Below are 20239 nucleotides of genomic sequence, written 5' to 3'. Positions count from 1 at the left end.
GAAAGTCGTGTCCGGCCCGAAGCTTGCAGGACCTATTCCATCGCTGGTGTCGGCACTCGCGTGCCGGGTGCCGCCCTCGTCCGCCATTGCGCCTGGCGAGGTACAACCCCGAGAGGTTCGAAGCGAATGAATGCGGCCGACGTGGGCCAGGCAGCGCTCGACGCGCCCGCCGCGAGCCTGTCCCTCATCACGCTGTTCCTGCAGGCTCACATCGTCGTCAAGATCGTGATGCTTGGTCTTGGCTTTGCCTCGATCTGGAGCTGGGCGATCATCGTCGAGAAGGTTCTGCTCTTCACGCGCGTCCGTCGCCAGATCGACCGGTTCGAGAAGGTCTTCTGGTCAGGACAGTCGCTGGAGGAGCTGTACCGATCCCTGTCGAGCCGGCCGGCCTCCGGCATGGCGGCGCTGTTCGTTGCGGCCATGCGGGAATGGAAGCGGTCGTTCGAGAGCGGGGCGCGATCGCCGATCGGGTTGCAGATGCGCATCGACCGCGTGCTCGATGTGACGATTTCGCGCGAGACAGAACGCCTTGAGAACCGGCTGCTGTTTCTCGCGACCGTCGGTGCCGCCGGACCGTTCATCGGTCTTTTCGGCACGGTCTGGGGCATCATGACGGCGTTTCAGGGCATTGCCGCGTCGAAGAACACGTCGCTCGCCGTCGTGGCGCCCGGTATCGCCGAGGCGCTGATGGCAACGGCGCTGGGCCTCATTGCCGCCATTCCCGCCGTTATCGCCTACAACAAGCTGTCCAATTCCGCCGGCAAGATCGGATCGCGACTGGAAGGCTTTGCCGACGAGTTCTCGGCGATCCTGTCACGTCAGATCGACGAGAGGAGCTGAACCGTGGGCATGTCGGTCGGTGGAAGCGGGGGAGGGGGCGGACGCCGCGGCGGCCGTCGGCGCCGCCATCGCTCGCACGCCGTCATGAGCGAGATCAACGTCACGCCGTTCGTCGACGTGATCCTCGTGCTGCTCATCATCTTCATGGTGTCGGCGCCGCTTCTGACGGCCGGCGTGCCGATCGACCTGCCCCAGAGCCAGGCCAAGGCGCTTTCGGCCGACAAGGACCCGATTTCGGTGACGATCGACCCGGCCGGCAAGATCTTCATCCAGGACACGGAAGTCCAGTTCGACGAACTCGTTCCGAAGCTGAAGGCCATCGGCGGCAATGGCTATGAAGAACGCATCTTCGTGCGCGGCGACAGGACATCTAACTACGGCGCGATCATGAAGGTCATGGGCGCGATTTCGGATGCCGGCTTCCGCAACATCGGTCTTGTCACGATCGACGCCCAGGGCGGCTGACCGCGATGCGGACCGGGCTCATCACCTCGATCGTTGCCCATTTGCTCCTGATTTTCTGGGGTCTGTTCGGCCTGCCCGACACCAAGCCGTTCGACACGACCATGGTGGAAGCGCTGCCCGTCTCGCTCGTGCCGATATCGGAAGTGACGAGCCTCGCCAAGGGCAAGAAGACGGCCGATGTGAAGAAGCCGCCGGCGCCGGAGAAGACCGCCCAGGTGGATGCGCCGAAACCGGCGCCCGAGCCGAAGCCCGCCCCGCCGAAGCCGACCCCGGCGGCTGCCCCGCCGCCAGCCGCCGCGCCGCCGCCTCCGCAGCCGGAAGCCCCGACCCCGCCACCGGAGCCTCAGCCGGCGCCCGAGCCGCCAAAGGCTGCCGAGCCGGCACCGACCCCCGAACCAACACCGGAGCCGAGCCCCGAGCCGCCGAAGCAGGCGGATGCAACGCCGCCTCCGCCGGCCCCGAAGCCGCGCGCGCGACCGACGCCGCCCAAGCAGCCCGATACCGCCAAGAACGACGCGAAGTCGCAATCGGAACTGAAGAGCACGGCGCAGTCGAAGTTCGATCCGGATAAGATCGCCGCGCTGCTGGACAAGTCCAAACCCACTGGCGGCGCGCAGGCCGACCCGCAGCCAGCCGGCTTCGGGGCGGAAGACGCGCGCAATCCGACCCAGATGATGACGCAGAGCGAGCTCGACGCCCTTCGTGCGCAGGTGCAGCGCTGCTGGAACCTGCCGGTCGGCTGGACCGATCCGGCCGAGGTGACCGTGACGATCCGCTTCAAGCTTAATCAGGACGGCACGGTGAACGGCGTTCCGAGCATCGAGCAATATCCGGCGAGCCAATATGGAACGGTCGCGGCCGAGGGCGCGGTTCGCGCGGTGCTGCAATGCGGTCCCTATCAGCTGCCGCTCGAGAAATACGACCAGTGGAGCGAGGTTCAGATGCGCTTCAGCCCACAAGGATAGAGCGCGTCACCGCGTCGCCGTTATCTTCCGCCACAATTCGCCGAGATCGATACGATTCGCACGACAGGAACATCACCATGACGGTTCATGCCCTCGACCCAGGCGCCGCCGGGCAGCGCCGCGCTTCCCGGACGACCCTCGCGGCGCTCGCTCTTGCGATCGCCGCCTGTGCGGGCGTGATGCTGCCTGCTCAGCGAGCCGAAGCGCTGGTCCAGCTCGACGTGACCCAGGGCAATGTCCAGCCGCTGCCGATCGCCATTCCAACCTTTATCGGCTCCAACGAGGCCGACGCGAAGGTCGCGGCCGACATTACCGGTGTCATCGCGGCGGATCTGAAGCGTTCCGGTCTGTTCCTGCCGCTCGATCCGGCCGGCTTCATCGACAAGATCACCAGCGCCGACCAGACGCCGCGGTTCCAGGACTGGACCGTGATCAACGCGCAGGGCCTCGTCACCGGCGGCGTGGCGCGTCAGGCCGACGGCAAGCTCAAGGTCGAGTTCCGCCTTTGGGACGTCTATGCCGGCCAGCAGATGGCGGGGCAGCAATTCTCGACCGCGCCGGATAACTGGCGCCGCATCGCCCACATTATCGCCGACGCAATCTATCAGCGCCTTACCGGCGACAGCGGCTATTTCGATACCCGTGTGGTCTATGTCGACGAGAGCGGTCCGAAGGACAAGCGCGTCAAGCGCCTCGCGATCATGGACCAGGACGGCTTCAATTCGCGCTATCTGACGCGCGGCAACGATCTCGTGCTGACGCCGCGGTTCAATCCGTCGTCGCAGGAAGTCGTCTACATGTCCTATTCGGGCGACCAGCCGAGCGTCTATCTGCTCAATATCGAAACCGGTCAGCGTGAGCTCGTCGGCAATTTCCCAGGCATGAGCTTTGCACCGCGCTTCTCCCCGGATGGGCAGAGCATTGTCATGAGTCTCGAAGACCAGGGCAATGCCAACATCTACCGGATGGATCTGCGCTCGAAGCGCACGACGCGCCTCACCAATTCGGCTTCGATCGATACCAGTCCGTCCTATTCGCCGGATGGCTCGCGCATGGTCTTCACCTCGGATCGCGGCGGCAGCCAGCAGATCTACGTGATGGGCTCCGACGGCTCCAATCCGACGCGCATATCCTTCGGCCAGGGCTCCTATTCGACCCCGGTTTGGTCGCCGCGCGGCGATCTGATCGCCTTTACGCGGCAGGGTGCCGGCGGCTTCGCCATTGGCGTCATGAAGCCGGACGGCTCGGGCGAGCGCATCCTGACGGAAGGCTTCCACAATGAGGGGCCGACCTGGGCGCCGAATGGCCGCGTCATCATGTTTTTCCGCGATACCCCCGGGGCGAGCGGTGGACCGCAGCTGTGGTCGATCGATCTGACCGGCTACAACGAGTTCCGCGTGCCGACGCCGTCCTTCGCGTCGGATCCGGCCTGGTCGCCGCTGATCAATTAGTCGCAAGGCCACCGTCAGTCGCCATCTCGCGCGACCTACGGTGGCCTTGCCGTTTCATCGGCTCGGGGCGGCCGTACCGCGCCCCCGTACCGCGTTGCGTCCGTCGTGAGATCACGACGTTAAGTTTTGTTCAACCATGTTGCTGCACCCCAACTTAACCAAGCCGCTGCTATCAGCGGCTACGGTTCGAGTATGGTGGACAAGGAGTTACCTCGATGATGAGAATGGGATCGATTTCGCGGAGCGCCGGCATTGCTACGGCGCTTGTTGGCGCCTTGCTGCTCTCTGCTTGCGCCAACAAGCCGGGTGGACCCGAGACCGCCGGCCTCGGCGCCGCTACGCCGGGTAGCCAGCAGGACTTCGTCGTCAATGTCGGCGACCGCGTCTTCTTCGATACCGACCAGACGGACGTCTCGGCCCAGGGCAAAGTCACGCTCGACAAGCAGGCGCAGTGGCTGACGCGCTTCCCGCGCTACACCGTGACGATCGAAGGCCATGCCGACGAGCGCGGCACGCGCGAGTACAACATCGCGCTCGGCGCCCGCCGCGCCACCAACGTCAAGAACTACCTTGTGTCGCGTGGTATCAATCCGGGCCGCATTCGCACGATTTCCTATGGCAAGGAGCGTCCGGTCGCCGTCTGCAACGACATCTCCTGCTGGTCGCAGAACCGCCGCGCCGTCACGGTGCTGAACAACTAGTCCCGCCGCTCGTGCGGGTGCCGGGGTTCGTCGCGATAGGGCGGCCAACCCGGAAGACCGCGTTCCGCGATCGGGCGGAGCGTCGACAGGCGCCTAAAGGCTCCTACCACCATTGGAACACACTGACGGCGGCCCAAGGGGCCGCCGTCTTCGATTCCGCCCCAATTTGGCCGAACCCCCTGTGCCATAGTGGTTGCGAGACGAAGGCGCGATCCGGCGCCAAGGGTCATGGATCAGGGTATGAACAGGCGATTCATCCTTCCCGCGGTTGTCGCTCTGGCGACGGGGCTCCTGGCAAGCCAGCCGCTACCGGCCGAGGCCGGCCTCTTCGACATGTTCCGCCGCAATCCGGATCAGGCAGCGCCGGCGCCTCCCGCCGATCTCGACCCGGGTTCAGCCGGGCAGGGGGGCGATGCGATGCCGATCCAGTCCTCCTCGGCGGAGGCCCAGGCCGCGCTGCGCATGGACCGGGTGGAGCAGCAGATGCGCATGCTCACCGGCCAGGTCGAGGAACTGACCTATCAGGTCCGCCAGTTGCAGGACCAGCTCCGTTCCGTGCAGCCAGGCGGGGCAAAGCGCGCTGCGCCGGTACCTGCACCGGCTCCTTCGCCGAGGGCAGCGGCTCCCGCGGCTGCTGTCGACCCGGTTGGCGCGGCGATCGCCGCGCAAACGGATGTGCCGGACCCGTCGGCCCCCGGCGCGCCGCCGCGTCCTCTCGGGCAGATCGCCGTCGATCCAACCATTCCGCAGCCGCTGGATCTGAGTGCCGCCGGCAGCGGCGCCGCGACGGTTCCGCCAGCGCAGACGGGGAGTTCGCGCGGCGATTACGATGCCGCCTACGAACTCATTCTGAAAGGCGATTACGATGTCGCCGAGACGTCGTTCCAGCGCTTCCTCGCTTCCTACCCCGGCGATCCACTGGCGCCGGACGCGCAATACTGGATCGGCGAAAGCCTGTTCGCGCGCCAGGATTATCGCGGTTCCGCCGATGCGTTCCTTGCCGGTTACCAGCAATATCCCAAGAGCAGCAAGGCACCGGACATGCTGTTGAAGCTCGGCCTTTCTCTGAACGGCCTCGGCCAGCGCGAAGCCGCCTGCGGCACTTTTGGCGAAATCCTGAAGAAATACCCGAAGGCCTCGAATGCCCTGATCCAGCGCGTCAAGGCCGAGCAGGCCAGCGCGAGCTGCTGAGAACCGGGCGGGTGATCGACGAGGCGACACTGCGCCGCTGCTTCGCCCCGCTGGAGGCGGCGGATCATGTCGCGCTGGCGGTATCGGGCGGCGCCGATTCGCTGGCGCTGACGCTGCTGGCGAAGCGCTGGCGCGATCGCGATCATCCCTCCATCCGCCTGACCGTGCTCACGGTCGACCACGGCCTCCGCCCCGAGTCGGCCGAGGAGGCGGAGACCGTGGCGCGGGTCGCGGCGTCGCTCGGGCTCTCCTGCCAAATCCTGCGCTGGCACGGGCCGCATCCACTTGCCGACGTCGAAGCCGCGGCGCGCGCTGCACGCTATCGCCTGCTCATCGCGGCGGCGCGGGAAATGGGGGCTGGCCATCTCGCCGTCGCCCACCATCGCGACGATCAAGCTGAGACCTTCCTGCTGCGGCTTGCGCGCGGATCGGGTGTCTATGGTCTCGCCGGCATGGCGCGCTTGGCTGAGCGCGACAGCGTCCGTATCGTCCGGCCGTTGCTCGATTTGTCGCATTCCGATCTCCTGGCGGTCATCCGCGCGGCCGGTCTCGACGCCGCCGAGGATCCGCACAATCGGGACGAGCGCTTTGCGAGGGCGCGCATCCGGGCGCTGGCGTCGACCCTGGCGCGTGAGGGCCTCACGGCGGAACGCCTCGCGGCGACGGCGGGTCGGCTACGCCGAGCGGCCGCGGCGCTGGACCACTACACCGGGCGGCTGCTTGCCGCCGCCGTCGATGTCGACCCGCTCGGCGCGATCCGGCTGAGCACCGATGCGTTTCGGGGTGAGCCTGAGGAAGTGCGGTTCCGCGCCCTGGCCCGTATCCTCCGCGCCGCCGGTGGTGCCGAGCATGTTCCGCGGCTGGAAAGCCTCGTGGCGCTCGAAGCGGCGCTCGGCGACGGCCCCGTTCAGCGCACGCTCGCCGGCGTAGTTGTGAGCCCGGAAGGGAAGGCCATCCGCTTCGAGCGGGAGCTTGGCCGAGCCGGGCTCCCCGACATCGATGTGAGCTCCGGTTTCGACGGCATCTGGGATGGTCGTTTCCACGTGGCGATCACCGGCACGGGGGCATCGGCAAGGCTTGCCGCCCTCGGCCCGTCTGGCCGAACACAGCTGAATGCCGATATGCGGAGCGGGTCCATGCGAGCGCTGGAGGCGCTGCCGGCACTCTGGTCGGACGGCGTTCTGATCGCCGTTCCAACGCTCGCAATCGCGCCGCCGACGGCCCTGGGCATCAAGATCGAGGCCAAATCGATCGTTGGGAGTCGCCTCGCCGAGGGGGTCGAGGAAGATGAATCATGATCTTCCTCAACCATTGCCACATTTTGTGCGATATGCTTGGCGCTGGTGTTCTTGGCTTCGCAGGCTTGGCCACCTATCTTAGTCTCGACGAGCGGCTCCATCCTGCGGCTCCCATGCCCTTGAAGGGATTCTGATGAACGCGAATTTTCGCAACTTTGCAGTCTGGGTCATCATTGGCCTGCTGCTGATTGCCCTCTTCAATCTGTTTCAGAATCCCGGTCCCCGTGCCGCTGGGCAGGACATTGCCTATTCCCAGTTCCTGACCGACGTCGATACCGGACGCGTCAAGAGCGTGGTGATCGCGGGTCAGCAGATCAGCGGTTCCTACAGCGACAACACGCCGTTCCAGACTTTCGCCCCGCAGCAGGACAATGACCTGGTCGGCCGGCTGGAGGCGAAGAATGTCGGCATCACGGCAAAGCCGCCGACCGAGGGCGGTACCTCGCTGATCGGCGTGCTGATCTCCTGGTTCCCGATGTTCCTGATCCTCGCCGTCTGGATCTTCTTCATGCGCCAGATGCAGGGTGGCGCCGGCGGCAAGGCGATGGGCTTCGGCAAGTCGAAGGCCAAGCTGCTGACCGAGGCGCATGGCCGTGTCACCTTCGACGACGTCGCGGGTGTCGACGAGGCCAAGGAGGATCTGCAGGAGATCGTCGAGTTCCTGCGCGATCCGCAGAAGTACCAGCGGCTCGGTGGACGGATTCCCCGCGGCGTGCTGTTGGTCGGCCCGCCCGGTACCGGCAAGACCTTGACGGCCCGTGCTGTCGCCGGTGAAGCCAACGTTCCCTTCTTCACCATTTCCGGTTCAGACTTCGTCGAGATGTTCGTCGGCGTCGGTGCCAGCCGCGTCCGCGACATGTTCGAGCAGGCGAAGAAGAATGCACCCTGCATCATCTTCATCGACGAGATCGACGCCGTCGGACGTCACCGCGGCGCCGGCCTTGGCGGTGGCAATGACGAGCGCGAGCAGACGCTGAACCAGCTGCTCGTCGAGATGGACGGCTTCGAGCAGAATGAGGGCGTCATCATCATCGCGGCCACCAACCGGCCCGACGTGCTCGATCCGGCGCTGCTGCGCCCCGGCCGTTTCGACCGGCAGATCACCGTGCCGAACCCCGACGTCAATGGCCGCGAGAAGATCATTCGTGTCCATGCCCGCAAGGTGCCGATGGCGCCGGATGTCGAGATCAAGACCTTGGCACGCGGTACGCCCGGCTTCTCAGGCGCGGATCTGATGAACCTCGTCAACGAGGCGGCCCTTTTGGCGGCGCGGCGCAACAAGCGCATCGTCACCATGGCCGAGTTCGAGGACGCCAAGGACAAGGTCATGATGGGCGCCGAGCGCAAGTCTCTCGCCATGACGGCGGAAGAGAAGCGCAACACCGCCTATCACGAAGCCGGCCACGCGATGATCGCGCTGCTGCTGTCCTCGACCATCGACCCGATCCACAAGGCGACGATCATCCCGCGCGGCCGCGCGCTTGGCATGGTGATGACGCTGCCGGAATCGGATCGTTATAACTGGACCTATGAGAAGGCGATCTCGCGTCTCGTCATGCTGTTCGGCGGGCGCGAGGCCGAGATCCTGACCTTCGGTCCGGAGAAGGTGACGACCGGCGCTTCGGGCGACATCCAGATGGCGACCAGCCTCGCCCGCTCGATGGTCATGGAGTGGGGCATGTCGGAGCGGCTCGGCCGCGTTCGCTATCGTCCCAACGAGCAGGAGGTCTTTCTCGGCCATTCGGTCACCCAGTCGAGCAACATGTCCGACGAGACCGCCAAGATCATCGACGAGGAAGTTCGCAAGCTGATCGAGCATGGTGAGAGCGAAGCCAGGCGGCTGATAACCGAGAATCGCGACACGTTCGTCGCGATCGCCGAAGCGCTGCTCGAATATGAGACGCTGACCGGCGACGAGATCCGCGGCCTGCTTGAAGGCAAGACCCCGATCCGTGATTCGGGCGACAGCTCACCGCCCTCCCGCCCCTCTGCCGTGCCAACGACGCGGGGACCGCGGCCAAAGGGCGATACCGGCCTCGAGCCGCAGCCCCAGGCCTGATCGGTCTTCACAACGGCTAGATTGACGGGCGGAACCAGCAAGTTCCGCCCGTTGTCATTTGGGCGCTTGCCGCAGCCGTAAGGCGCGACTTAACAAACGCTCATCAATTTTGAACGGTTTCGGCATAGTCATCAGTCTATGAAGGGCCGGTCGACGTTAAGACGGAAGAACAAGATGGCGCGCAAGTTCTTCGGAACGGACGGTATCCGCGGCAAGGCGAACAGCTTTCCGATCACCCCGCAGATGGCGCTGCAGGTTGGGATTGCGGCTGGCATTGCTTTCCGCAATGGCGGCCATCGCCACCGCGTGGTCATCGGCAAGGATACGCGTCTCTCCGGTTATATGATCGAGCCGGCGCTGACCGCCGGCTTCACGGCTGCGGGCGTCGACGTCTTCCTGCTCGGTCCGATGCCGACCCCGGCCGTCGCCATGCTGACGCGCTCGCTCCGGGCCGATCTCGGCGTGATGATCTCGGCTTCGCACAATCCTTACGAGGACAACGGCATCAAGCTGTTCGGGCCGGACGGCTACAAGCTCTCCGACGAGATGGAAGCCAAGATCGAGGAGCTGATCGAGGAGGACCTATCGGGTCGCCTTGCCAAATCCGCCGATCTCGGCCGCGCCAAGCGCATTGACGGCGCGCGCGAGCGCTATGTCGAATTCGCCAAGCGCACATTGCCCAAGACGCTGGACCTGTCGGGCCTCCGGATCGTCATCGATTCGGCCAATGGCGCCGCCTATAAGGTGGCGCCGGAAGCGCTCTGGGAACTGGGTGCCGAGGTCATATCGATCGGCGATTCCCCGGACGGCCTCAATATCAACCGCGATGTGGGCTCGACCTCGCTGGAGGCGCTGCGACGCAAGGTGCATGAGGTGCGCGCCGATATCGGCATCGCGCTCGACGGCGACGCCGACCGCGTCATTCTCGTTGACGAATGCGGCGAGATCGTCGATGGCGACCAGCTGATGGCAGTTGTCGCTGCGTCCTGGGCCGAGGACGGCAAGCTCTCGAAGCCCGGCATCGTTGCGACGATCATGTCCAATCTCGGCCTGGAGCGTTATCTCGGCTCGCTCGGCCTGTCGCTCGCCCGTACCAAGGTCGGCGACCGCTACGTCGTCGAACATATGCGCCAGCACGGCTATAATGTCGGCGGCGAGCAGTCGGGCCACCTGATCCTCTCGGATTTTTCGACGACCGGCGACGGCCTCGTTTCGGCGCTGCAGATCCTCGCTGTCGTCCGCAAGACCGGCAAGCCGGTGAGCGAAGTCTGCCGGCGATTCGAGCCGGTGCCGCAGATTCTCAAGAATGTCCGCTTCTCCAGTGGCAGGCCGCTCGAATCGGCAAGCGTCCAGTCGGCGATCGCCGATGGCGAGGCCCGCCTGAAGGGTGGCGGCCGGCTGGTGATCCGCCCCTCGGGCACGGAGCCGCTGATCCGCGTCATGGCCGAAGGCGACGACCATGCTCTGGTCGAATCCGTGGTTGACGACATCGTCGGCGCGTTGAAGCAGGTCGCGGCCTGACGCCAAGCTGGCGTGCTTGGCGATCTACGACGATGGGCGGCGCGTTGCGGGGTTCGCTAAGCCCAGAATTCCCGGATTTTCGGCGCTTCCACCTTGGCCCGATCGTATCCGGCCTTGAGGGCTGGCTCGATCTCGCCGGCATCCAGCAGATTGACCCCTGCGGGCGTGCCGGCAATGATGAGCATTGCCTTCGTCCCGGTCGCCTCCAGCGCTGCGATTTCCTTGTAGATGTCGTGCGGGATGCCGCTGAGGAGGCTGCCCTCATAGCCGTTGGTCAGCGTGATCACGAGGGCGCGCTTCGATCCTGCGACGAGGTCGGTATGCGCCCAGGTCTTCGAAATGCCGCCGTCCATGCAGAAGCGTTGACCGAGCAGAGTCGGGCCGATGACGCCGGGGAGCGAGGAACTCGCTCCGGCCGCATGCGCCAGGGGAATACCGTTCTTCCGTGCAACAACCTGACCGACCACCAGCCTTTCGCCCGTGTAGCAATCGTTGGCGGTCGTATACATCTTCGCGACCGGCCAATCGGTCCGGCTATCTCCCGTGAGCAGCCAGGCGAGCCGCTCGACGCCGTCCCCGTTCAAGTGGTTGTCGGCAGCGAGCGCGGCGTGGCCGATGGCGCGGATCGATTCCGGGCTGCCGTCCTTCACGGCGAAGTTGATCTCCTGGGCCCGCTTCTGGCTGGCATTCGGCGCCGTTACGGGCGCAAGCTTGGCGAAGAGGCCAGGAAAGTGGCCGAAGAAGTCGAATTCGGTTCGAAGCTGCGCGAAGCGGCCCGAGGTCAGTGATGATCCGGCATAGGCTCCGGCGGACGTGCCAACGACCATTTCCGCCATGGATGCCGGATCGACGCCGAGGTCGAGCAGTCCGTGGAAGAAGCCGCAATACCAGGCGACGTAATATTCCCCGCCGCCGCCGAGCACCAAGGTCCGGTCGAGGCCGCGCGCCAAGTCGGAGATCACTGGTATTTCGGGAGCCAGTCTCGCCAGGCCGTCATCGTCGAACAGTTTGGCCGAAATCGACGCCGCCATCTCGTCCGGCCCGGCATCGCCAGCGGCCGTTTCGGCGGCGCTGGCGCCGTGGATGAGCGGCGTCGCCGATGCCGCCGACATAGCGGCGGCCGTGGTGAGAAGTGATCTGCGCGACAGCATTCCGCGTTCCTCCCTGCGCTATTCTGCCAGCGCAACGCGCCGGGAATTAGCAGCGGAATTCTCTCGCTGCTTCCATGAACAAACCCTCAAGGGAACGCCGACCGTTCGATCGGACCGCCAGCACTGGGCCGACAAAACTCGGTGCCCAGCAACCAGGGACAAATCGAGGGGTTTTTAAGAAAAGTTATCGAGCGCCGTCAGGCCAGCAAGCAATTCGTGACGAAAGAGACGCGTCGATGTTGCATGCGCGCAGATTTACGATCTGTTAACCTAAACAATCGTGGTTAAGCAGCGTGGTTAATCGCTTCTTAAGCGTTCGCGATCATGATCGGAGACAGAGAAGCGGGAGGCATTGGTCGCCTTGCCGATTTGCACCTTCGACCGGGAGACAGTCATGGCGAATGTAAGAAAGTTCATGCTCGCGGCGGCATTTGGCGCGGCAATGGCCGCGTCGGGTATGGCATCGGCCGCCGATCTTGCGGAGCAGCCCTATATCGAGCCTCAGCCGGTCATGGCGACGGGCGGCTGGTACCTGCGCGGCGATATCGGGTACAAATGGTACAATAACCCCGACATCAGCTTCGTGACGCCAACCTATAGCGACCCGTGGAACAACACGTCGCTCGACAATACCGGCCTGCTCGGCGTCGGCGTCGGCTACCAGTTCAACAACTATTTCCGCGCGGACGCGACCATCGACTATGAATTCAGCGCTGGTGCTTATGGCGAGGGCTATTGCGGCGGCTGCGGCGGTGTCGGACACACCATCGAATCAGCGGATATCTCAGCCTGGACGCTGCTTGCTAACGGCTATATCGACCTTGGCAACTATGCTGGCTTCACGCCCTATGTCGGTGCCGGCATTGGCACGTCCTATCTGGAAACCAGCAATGTCGGCTACATCAATCCCAACGGTGTAACCGGCGGCTGGGATGGGGCAGGGCAGTGGAACTTCGCCTGGGCGCTGATGGCCGGCGCCTCCTATGCGATCTCGCCCAACACCTCGATCGATCTGAACTACCGCTACCTGAACCTCGGCGACGCGGTTTCCGGCTATATTCCGGCGGGTGGCGGCGGTACGATCCAGTACGACAACATCACCGCCAACGAGATCCGTCTGGGCCTGCGCTACAAGTTCTACTGAGCCTTTTCCGGTCTCATCCTCTCTCCCTCGAAGGGCGCGCCGCGGCATCGTGGCGCGCCCTTTCTCGTGATCGCGGCCGCCGTTGACTTCATCTGGGGCCGGGCGTACACGCAGCGGCGGGACACCCCTCCCCAACGAGGGGCTACTATCTGAGAGGGTAGAGATGACTGACGTAGCGACTCCCGGCCAGAAGCCGGTGAATGCGAACTATTCTTCCGGCCCCTGCGCCAAGCGCCCCGGATGGACGCTCGAAGCGCTCAAGGATGCGGCTCTCGGCCGGTCCCATCGGGCCAAAATCGGCAAAACCAAGCTTCTTGAGGCGATCGAGCTGACGCGCGAGGTTCTCGGCGTACCGGCGGATTATCGCATCGGCATCGTTCCCGCTTCCGATACCGGCGCCGTCGAAATGGCGCTCTGGTCGCTGCTTGGCGCCCGCGGCGTCGATCTCCTCGCCTGGGAAAGCTTCGGCGAGGGCTGGGTCACCGACGTCGTCAAGCAGCTCAAGCTCGCCGATGTGCGTACCTTCACCGCGGACTACGGCGCGCTTCCGGATCTGACCCGCGTCGATTTCGACCGCGACGTCGTCTTCACCTGGAATGGCACCACCTCCGGCGTGCGTGTACCGGACGGCAACTGGATCGATGCGGACCGCAAGGGTCTCACGATCTGCGACGCGACCTCCGCCGCTTTCGCGCAGGATCTCGCCTGGGACAAGCTCGATGTCGTGACCTTCTCCTGGCAGAAGGTTCTCGGCGGCGAGGGTGCGCATGGCATGCTGATCCTGTCGCCCCGCGCGGTCGAGCGGCTCGAAACCTACAAGCCGGCCTGGCCGCTGCCCAAGATCTTCCGGATGACCAAGGGCGGCAAGCTGATCGACGGCATCTTCGTCGGCGAGACGATCAACACGCCCTCGATGCTGGCGGTCGAGGATTATCTCGACGCGCTCCGTTGGGCTAAGTCGCTCGGCGGCTACAAGGGCCTCGCTGCCCGCGCCGACGCCAACCTCGCGGTCCTCTCCGATTGGGTCGCCAAGACGCCTTGGATCGACTTCCTGGCGGAGAGCGAGCCGACGCGGTCCAATACCTCGGTCTGCCTGGTCGTCGTCGACCCGGCGGTCAAAGCGCTCGATGCGGATGGACAGGCGGCGTTCGCCAAGGCCCTCGCTACCTCGCTCGACAAGGCTGGTGTCGCCTATGATATCGGCGCCTATCGCGATGCGCCTCCTGGCCTCAGGATCTGGGCCGGCGCGACGATCGAGGCCTCGGATCTGAAGATCCTCACGCAATGGCTCGACTGGGCCTTCGCGTCGCAGAAGGCCGGCCTGAAGAAGGCCGCCTGAACTCCAAAGTTCGCTTCCTTTCCTGTCATTGCCGGGCTTGACCCGGCAATCCAGCCTCACCGCGCAGGGCGCGAAGTCTGGATGCCCGGTTCAAGCCGGGCGTGACGGCAGGTCGCTTCAAATCATACGTAAGGAAACCACTCCGATGGCACCGCGCGTTCTCATTTCCGACAAGCTTTCCAAGACCGCCGTCCAGATCTTCAAGGATCACGGCGTCGAGGTCGACTATCAGCCCGATCTCGGCAAGGACAAGGAGAAGCTCCTCGAGATCATCGGCAATTACGATGGCCTCGCGATCCGCTCCAATACCAAGGTGACCGAGAAGGTCATCGCTGCCGCCAAGAACCTTCGCGTCATCGGCCGCGCTGGAATCGGCGTCGACAATGTCGACATTCCGGCCGCGACGGCGAAGGGCATCATCGTGATGAACACGCCCTTCGGCAATTCGATCACCACGGCCGAGCATGCCATTGCGATGATGTTCGCGCTCGCCCGTCAGATCCCCGAGGCCAATGCCTCGACCCAGGCCGGCAAGTGGGAGAAGAACCGCTTCATGGGCGTCGAGGTGACGGCCAAGACGCTCGGAATTATCGGCTGCGGCAATATCGGCTCGATCGTCGCCGACCGGGCCGTCGGCCTCAAGATGCGCGTCATCGCCTTCGATCCGTTCCTGTCGGAAGAGCGGGCGCTGGCGCTCGGCGTCGACAAGGTCGAGCTCGACGAACTCTTCCGCCGCGCCGATTTCATCACGCTGCACACGCCGCTGATCGAGAAGACGCGCGGCATCATCAATGCGGCGGCGATCGCCCAGATGAAGGATGGCGTGCGCATCATCAATTGCGCGCGCGGCGGCCTCGTCGTCGAGGCGGATCTCGCCGAGGCGCTGAAATCCGGCAAGGTCGGCGGTGCCGGTTTCGACGTTTTCGTCGAGGAGCCGGCGACCGAGAACGTGCTGTTCGGCCTGCCGAACTTCATTGCGACGCCACATCTCGGCGCTTCCACGACCGAGGCGCAGGAGAATGTCGCGCTGCAGGTCGCCGAGCAGATGTCGGACTATCTGACCAAGGGCGCGGTTTCCAACGCGCTGAACATGCCGTCGATCACGGCCGAAGAGGCGCCGCGGCTGACCCCGTTCGTCAAGCTCGCCGACCTGCTCGGCTCCTTCGCCGGCCAGCTGACGGAAACCGGCATCCAGGCGATCAAGCTCGAATATGAGGGCGATGTCGCCGGCATGAACGTCAAGGCGCTGACCGCCGCGGCGCTCGCCGCCGTGCTGCGTCCGCAGTTGCAGACCGTAAACATGGTCTCGGCCCCAATCGTCGCGCGGGAACGCGGCATCGCGGTCGAGGATGTCCGCCGCGAGCAGCAGGGCGCCTATGAGAACTACATCCGCCTGACGATCGTCACCGACAAGCAGGAGCGCTCGGTCGCCGGCACGGTCTTCGCCGACGGCAAGCCGCGGATCATCCAGATCAAGGGCATCAATATGGAGGCCGAGATCGGCCCGCATATGCTCTACGTCACCAACAAGGACAAGCCGGGCTTCATCGGCCGCTTCGCCAGCCTGCTCGGCGCCGAGGGCATCAACATCGCCACCTTCAATCTCGGACGGAAGGCGGCGGGCGAGGATGCGATCGCGCTGGTCGAAGTCGACGAGGCGATTTCGGAAGATGTCATTGGCCGCGTCGCTGCGTTGGAAGGCGTGGTGCAGGCGAAGCGGCTCACCTTCTGAGGCGCGAAAAGCTATCGAGAGTTGCGACGGGCGGCCTTCGGGCCGCCCGTTTCGCTTTGGTTCAACCGAAGCGATTGCGGCCTTGTGTTCCACGCCGGCAGAACCAGACGATCAGGATGATTGTGCCGACGATTGGGAGGAAGTGGAGCAGAACCCACCAGCCGCTGAGGTCCTTGTCATGCAGGCGACGCACCGATACAGCGAGGCCCGGAAGGAAGACAACAAGCGAGAACAGCGAGTTAATCGGCCAGTATGTATGGAGACCGAAGCGGATTCCGAACTCGAGGTACTCGTCGGGTCTGAAGACCGCCCCGTCGATGGTCGTGGTCAAGGACGCACCCAGCACGACGAACAACGTGAACCACCAGAACTCCGGTCGATTCGCGCGGCCCGAGAAGGTCACGTATTTCCGGAAGCAGGTGGAGATGGCCTGGCCGAAGCCGGCGACGGGCGGGTCATACACGGCCGCCATATCTCCCGCCGCAACGGGCCCGGATGCCGGCAGGGGCGGAAAATTCGGTCCTGCATGGAGCGGGGTATCGGAGAGCGCCGCCCATTCCGCCATGCCATCCGTCCAGACCAGCGTCGTCTCGTCGATCACGCCGGCGCTCTGTAGTGCAGCCATCTGATCCGCGGTGAGAGGCCCTTTCCGCTCACTGCCGACGACGTAGAACCATTGCGTCCCGCTCGCCATCCAAACTTCCCCCTGGACCGGTGAGCGAGGACAAGAGCGTGCGCTTCCGGTGCCCTGTCATGATAGGTTGTCTCAGGACTTGGTCGCAAGCCGCCGACCGCCGCGTTGGACCGCGGACAGCTTTGCCGGGAGGGGTCGCATCAAGGCCACGGAGTCGTTATAGTCCGGCCGCCTCGCCCTGGCCTCGGCGCCGCGGCGAGTTTTGTTGTGCGATCGAATTGCTGTCGTCCGATGCGGCGACAACCAGGAAGGACAGGTTTATGGCGAATGTAGTCGTCGTCGGGTCTCAGTGGGGCGACGAAGGCAAGGGCAAGATCGTCGACTGGCTTTCGGAGCGAGCCGACATCGTCGTGCGCTTCCAGGGCGGACACAATGCCGGCCACACGCTCGTCATTGACGGCGTCTCCTACAAGCTCAGCCTTTTGCCGTCTGGCGTGGTGCGGCCCGGCAAGCTGGGCGTCATCGGCAATGGCGTCGTCGTCGATCCGCATGCGCTGCTGGCCGAGATCGATCGTCTGGCCGCGCAGGGCGTCGCTGTTTCTCCCGCCAATCTGCGGATCGCCGAGAACGCCTCGCTCATCCTGTCGCTGCATCGCGACCTCGATGCCTTCCGCGAGAATTCGAACTCCGGCACGCGCATCGGCACGACCAAGCGTGGCATCGGCCCCGCCTATGAGGACAAGGTCGGCCGGCGCGCCATCCGCGTCATGGACCTCGCGGATCTGCCGACGCTGGAAGGCAAGATCGAACGGCTGCTGGCGCACCACAATGCGCTGCGCCGCGGCCTAGGCCAGAACGAGATCGATCCCAAGACGCTCTATGATGAACTGGCCTCGATCGCCGACAAGGTTCTTCCGTTCATGGATTCGGTCTGGCGGCTGCTGGACGAGGAACGCCGCGCCGGCAAGCGCATCCTGTTCGAGGGCGCGCAGGGCGCTCTCCTCGACATCGACCATGGCACCTATCCCTATGTGACCTCGTCGAACACCGTCGCCGGGCAGGCGGCGACCGGCTCCGGCGTCGGGCCGGGCGCGGTCGGCTATGTCCTCGGCATCACCAAAGCCTATACGACGCGCGTCGGCGAGGGCCCGTTCCCGACCGAGCAGATCGGCGAGGTCGGCGACTTCCTGGGGACGCGCGGACACGAGTTCGGCACGGTCACAGGGCGCAAGCGCCGCTGCGGCTGGTTCGACGCGGTCCTGGTGCGCCAGACCATCAGGACTTCCGGGATCAACGGAATTGCGCTAACGAAGCTCGATGTCCTCGACGGCCTTGAAGAAATCAAGATTTGCGTCGGATATACGCTTGAGGGTCGTAGGATCGATTATCTGCCGGCCGCGCAGGCGGCACAGGCCGCGGTGGTGCCGATCTACGAGACGCTTGAGGGATGGAAAGATTCGACGGCGGGCGCCCGAAGCTGGAACGATCTTCCAGCCCAGGCGGTCAAATATGTACGGCACGTTGAGGAATTGATCGGTGCCCCGGTTGCGCTACTTTCGACCAGTCCGGAGCGCGACGATACGATTCTGGTTCAGGACCCGTTCCAGGGCTGAAGCCGGAGCCGAAGACGGGCGCCGCGTCGCACGGATCACTTAGTAGAATGGTACGATGACCGATTACTACGCGGTACTCAAGAAGGCGATCAGCGGGCTCGAGCACGAATCGGGGGAGGTTCGACGCTCGGTCTATGACAAGGCGCGGACCGCCCTCATCGGCCAGCTCAAATCAATTCAGCCTCCGCTGACGACGTCGGAGATCTCTCGCCAGCGTCTCGAACTCGAAGAGGCGATCCGCAAGGTCGAGCGAGAAGCGGCGATCACGGCCGCTGGACCGGTGCCGGCGCGTGCCCGCGCCGCCGCAGCGGTCGTCGATGCGCGGCCTGTGGACGTCGAGCCGATCGACGAGGAGTTCGAGCCGGAGGAGCCGGCGCCGGAAGAGTACGCCGCCGAGCCGGAATATGAGGTCGAGGAGGAGCCGGCCCCGCCGCCACCTCCGCCGCCCCCACCTCGTCCGGCTCCGCGGGCCACGCCGCGCCCGATTCAGCAGCAGGCCCCCGTGCCACGGCAGGCGCCCCCGCCGCGTACGCTTCCCGACGCGAATATTCCGATCCATGTCGAGGCGATCGAGGACTCGTATGACGAGCCGGAGGCGCCGATCGAGGTGCCGGCTGCCCGTCAGTCCTGGACGCAGCCGGTCGCCCCGGCGCCAGCCAGTCGGCCGGCGCAGGCGCCTTCTGGAAAGGCGTCGCCCTTCCGTCAGGAGCCGCGGATCGAGCCATCGCAGCCGCAGGCTTCCCGAGCCGCCCCTTGGGTGCCTCAGGTTGAGCCTGCCGATGCGCCGCGCGGTCGCCAGCCGGCCCAGCGCCGCGAGCCGCCGCAATTCCAGGCCGAGCCCAATTTCGGCCCGGATCCGATTTTCGAACCCTTGGCGGATGAGTATCCGGCGGTCGATAGCAGTGCCGAATGGCAGGAGCCATTCGAGGATGCGCCGACGCTCGATCACGATTTCGCCGACGAGGCACGGGATCGCGGCCGCCGTCCTGCGCCCCGTCGCAAGCGCGAGGCAGACGACCTCGGCGGCGGTGGTTATGGTGAGAAGCCTCGCCGCTCGCGCTGGCCCGCGCTGATTCTGCTGGTGGTAATCGGCCTGATACTTGGCGGCATCGCGGCGCTCGCCTGGTCGCAGCGGACCATCGTCAAGGATGTGATCGGCGATCTGATCAGCACCAACGACTCGTCGAGCACGAAGTCGGCGCCTGCTGTGCCTGCCGCTTCGACGGATTCGTCCGCCAATTCCAAGAATGGCGACAGGCTCGGGGGCGCGGCTCCCGAAGAAGCGCCGCGCGCCGTGCGTACGGTCGACGCGGCTCCGGCCCCTGACGATGCGATGAGCGCAATGACCGCTCCGGATCAGCCGGCGGCTCCGCCAGCTGCCGATGCCCCTGCGACGGCGGCGACCGATGCGCCGCTTCCCGGTGTTGAGCCGATCGCTCCGGCTGCCGCGCCTGCGGCAGAAGACGCTTCCGGTTCGGATCAGGCGCTGGTGGCGCAGAAGGCCATCCTCTACGAGCAGCCATCCGGCGCCAACGCGACGGTGACCGCGCTCAATGGCTCTGTCGTCTGGAAATTCGACGCCAACAGCTCGAACGGACCGGAGATCCAGGCGCTGATCGACGTGCCGGATCGCAAGATGAAGGTCACGGTCAACATCCGCAAGAATACGGATTCGACCTTGCCCGCCAGTCATCTTGTCGAAGTCATTGTCGATACGTCGGCGGATTTCCCCGGCGGCGGCATCAAGGCGGTGCCTGCCTTCGTGATGAAGCCGACGGAAGAAGCGCGGGGTCAGCCGCTTGACGGGGCTCCGGCCAAGGTTGCCGACGGCTTCTTCTGGATCGCCTTCTCGAGCGACGCGGCGCCCATGGCGCAGAACATCGCCCTGCTGCGCGAGCGCAACTGGATCGATATTCCGTTGATCTACGAGAATGATCAGCGCGCCATACTAACTCTGGAGAAGGGCACGCCCGGCCAGAAGGCCTTCGAGCAGGCTTTTGCTGCCTGGGGCAACTGATCCGCGACGCGGATATTGATCCACGATCGCCGCCTCGTCCCTCCCCTGGATCGGGGAGGCATTGCGCTTGCGGGTCTGCGAGCCGATTCACTCACCGCCCATCGTCGCAATCGGCTGG

The 20239-nt window shown here is 65.1% G+C and carries 17 protein-coding genes; 15 read left to right on the top strand and 2 right to left on the bottom strand.

The genetic code is table 11. From position 1 onward, the window contains the following. Window positions 1-126: 126 nt before the first annotated feature. The 10 genes from tolQ to glmM all read left to right on the top strand — a co-directional run bounded on the left by tolQ (window position 127) and on the right by glmM (window position 10491). Window positions 127-840 carry a protein TolQ gene (gene tolQ, locus OSH05_RS22715; protein ID WP_104220099.1) on the top strand — a complete coding sequence of 238 codons (714 nt, stop codon included), beginning with the start codon at window positions 127-129 and terminating at the stop codon, window positions 838-840. Window positions 841-843: 3 nt separating this feature from the next. After that, window positions 844-1305 (top strand): protein TolR, encoded by a 462-nt coding sequence (gene tolR, locus OSH05_RS22710; RefSeq protein WP_104220100.1) that lies wholly within the window; start codon window positions 844-846, stop codon window positions 1303-1305. Window positions 1306-1310: 5 nt separating this feature from the next. After that, window positions 1311-2270, top strand: a complete 960-nt coding sequence (locus tag OSH05_RS22705; RefSeq protein ID WP_104220101.1) for a cell envelope biogenesis protein TolA — start codon at window positions 1311-1313, stop codon at window positions 2268-2270. A 179-nt stretch (window positions 2271-2449) separates the two neighbouring features. Beyond that, window positions 2450-3721, top strand: coding sequence for a Tol-Pal system beta propeller repeat protein TolB (gene tolB, locus OSH05_RS22700; protein WP_266353030.1), 1272 nt, complete (start codon window positions 2450-2452; stop codon window positions 3719-3721). Between the two features lie 215 nt (window positions 3722-3936). Continuing rightward, entirely contained in the window at window positions 3937-4422 is a 486-nt protein-coding gene (gene pal / locus OSH05_RS22695; RefSeq protein WP_104220103.1) for a peptidoglycan-associated lipoprotein Pal, read from the top strand. A 240-nt stretch (window positions 4423-4662) separates the two neighbouring features. After that, the gene (gene ybgF / locus OSH05_RS22690; RefSeq protein ID WP_165801640.1) at window positions 4663-5613 is read left to right on the top strand and encodes a tol-pal system protein YbgF; all 951 of its coding nucleotides are present in this window, start codon (window positions 4663-4665) and stop codon (window positions 5611-5613) included. A gap of 11 nt (window positions 5614-5624) precedes the next feature. Next, window positions 5625-6911 (top strand): tRNA lysidine(34) synthetase TilS, encoded by a 1287-nt coding sequence (tilS, locus tag OSH05_RS22685; RefSeq protein WP_165801641.1) that lies wholly within the window; start codon window positions 5625-5627, stop codon window positions 6909-6911. Continuing rightward, complete coding sequence (locus OSH05_RS22680; protein ID WP_165801642.1) at window positions 6908-7045, top strand: hypothetical protein; 138 nt, start codon at window positions 6908-6910, stop codon at window positions 7043-7045. The genes tilS and OSH05_RS22680 overlap by 4 nt, the downstream gene beginning before the upstream one ends. Further along, window positions 7045-8970 carry an ATP-dependent zinc metalloprotease FtsH gene (gene ftsH, locus OSH05_RS22675; RefSeq protein WP_104220105.1) on the top strand — a complete coding sequence of 642 codons (1926 nt, stop codon included), beginning with the start codon at window positions 7045-7047 and terminating at the stop codon, window positions 8968-8970. The genes OSH05_RS22680 and ftsH overlap by 1 nt, the downstream gene beginning before the upstream one ends. Window positions 8971-9144: 174 nt before the next feature. Further along, a complete protein-coding gene (gene glmM, locus OSH05_RS22670) occupies window positions 9145-10491 on the top strand; it encodes a phosphoglucosamine mutase (RefSeq protein ID WP_104220106.1) in 1347 nt (448 codons plus the stop codon). Window positions 10492-10547: 56 nt separating this feature from the next. Here the strand turns inward: glmM and OSH05_RS22665 are convergent, their stop codons facing one another. Continuing rightward, entirely contained in the window at window positions 10548-11642 is a 1095-nt protein-coding gene (locus OSH05_RS22665; RefSeq protein ID WP_104220107.1) for a patatin-like phospholipase family protein, read from the bottom strand. A gap of 394 nt (window positions 11643-12036) precedes the next feature. Between OSH05_RS22665 and OSH05_RS22660 the strand changes: the two genes are divergently transcribed. The 3 genes from OSH05_RS22660 to serA all read left to right on the top strand — a co-directional run bounded on the left by OSH05_RS22660 (window position 12037) and on the right by serA (window position 15857). Beyond that, window positions 12037-12786 (top strand): outer membrane protein, encoded by a 750-nt coding sequence (locus tag OSH05_RS22660; protein ID WP_207778787.1) that lies wholly within the window; start codon window positions 12037-12039, stop codon window positions 12784-12786. A 163-nt stretch (window positions 12787-12949) separates the two neighbouring features. Then, a complete protein-coding gene (locus OSH05_RS22655; RefSeq protein ID WP_104220108.1) occupies window positions 12950-14125 on the top strand; it encodes a phosphoserine transaminase in 1176 nt (391 codons plus the stop codon). Between the two features lie 145 nt (window positions 14126-14270). Continuing rightward, on the top strand, window positions 14271-15857 hold the full coding sequence (serA, locus tag OSH05_RS22650; protein WP_104220109.1) for a phosphoglycerate dehydrogenase: 1587 nt from the start codon (window positions 14271-14273) through the stop codon (window positions 15855-15857). 61 nt (window positions 15858-15918) lie between these two features. Here the strand turns inward: serA and OSH05_RS22645 are convergent, their stop codons facing one another. Further along, entirely contained in the window at window positions 15919-16551 is a 633-nt protein-coding gene (locus OSH05_RS22645) for a DUF805 domain-containing protein (protein WP_104220110.1), read from the bottom strand. A 260-nt stretch (window positions 16552-16811) separates the two neighbouring features. Here OSH05_RS22645 and OSH05_RS22640 point away from each other — a divergent pair, with 260 nt between their 5' ends. Together OSH05_RS22640 and OSH05_RS22635 are read left to right on the top strand one after the other, a co-directional pair. Continuing rightward, window positions 16812-18104 carry an adenylosuccinate synthase gene (locus OSH05_RS22640; RefSeq protein WP_104220111.1) on the top strand — a complete coding sequence of 431 codons (1293 nt, stop codon included), beginning with the start codon at window positions 16812-16814 and terminating at the stop codon, window positions 18102-18104. Between the two features lie 55 nt (window positions 18105-18159). Then, on the top strand, window positions 18160-20121 hold the full coding sequence (locus tag OSH05_RS22635; RefSeq protein WP_104220112.1) for a hypothetical protein: 1962 nt from the start codon (window positions 18160-18162) through the stop codon (window positions 20119-20121). Window positions 20122-20239 lie beyond the last annotated feature (118 nt).

It is taken from the genome of Kaistia algarum, from assembly GCF_026343945.1.
Taxonomy (GTDB): domain Bacteria; phylum Pseudomonadota; class Alphaproteobacteria; order Rhizobiales; family Kaistiaceae; genus Kaistia; species Kaistia algarum.
This window is presented reverse-complemented; position numbering and strand designations above follow the sequence as displayed.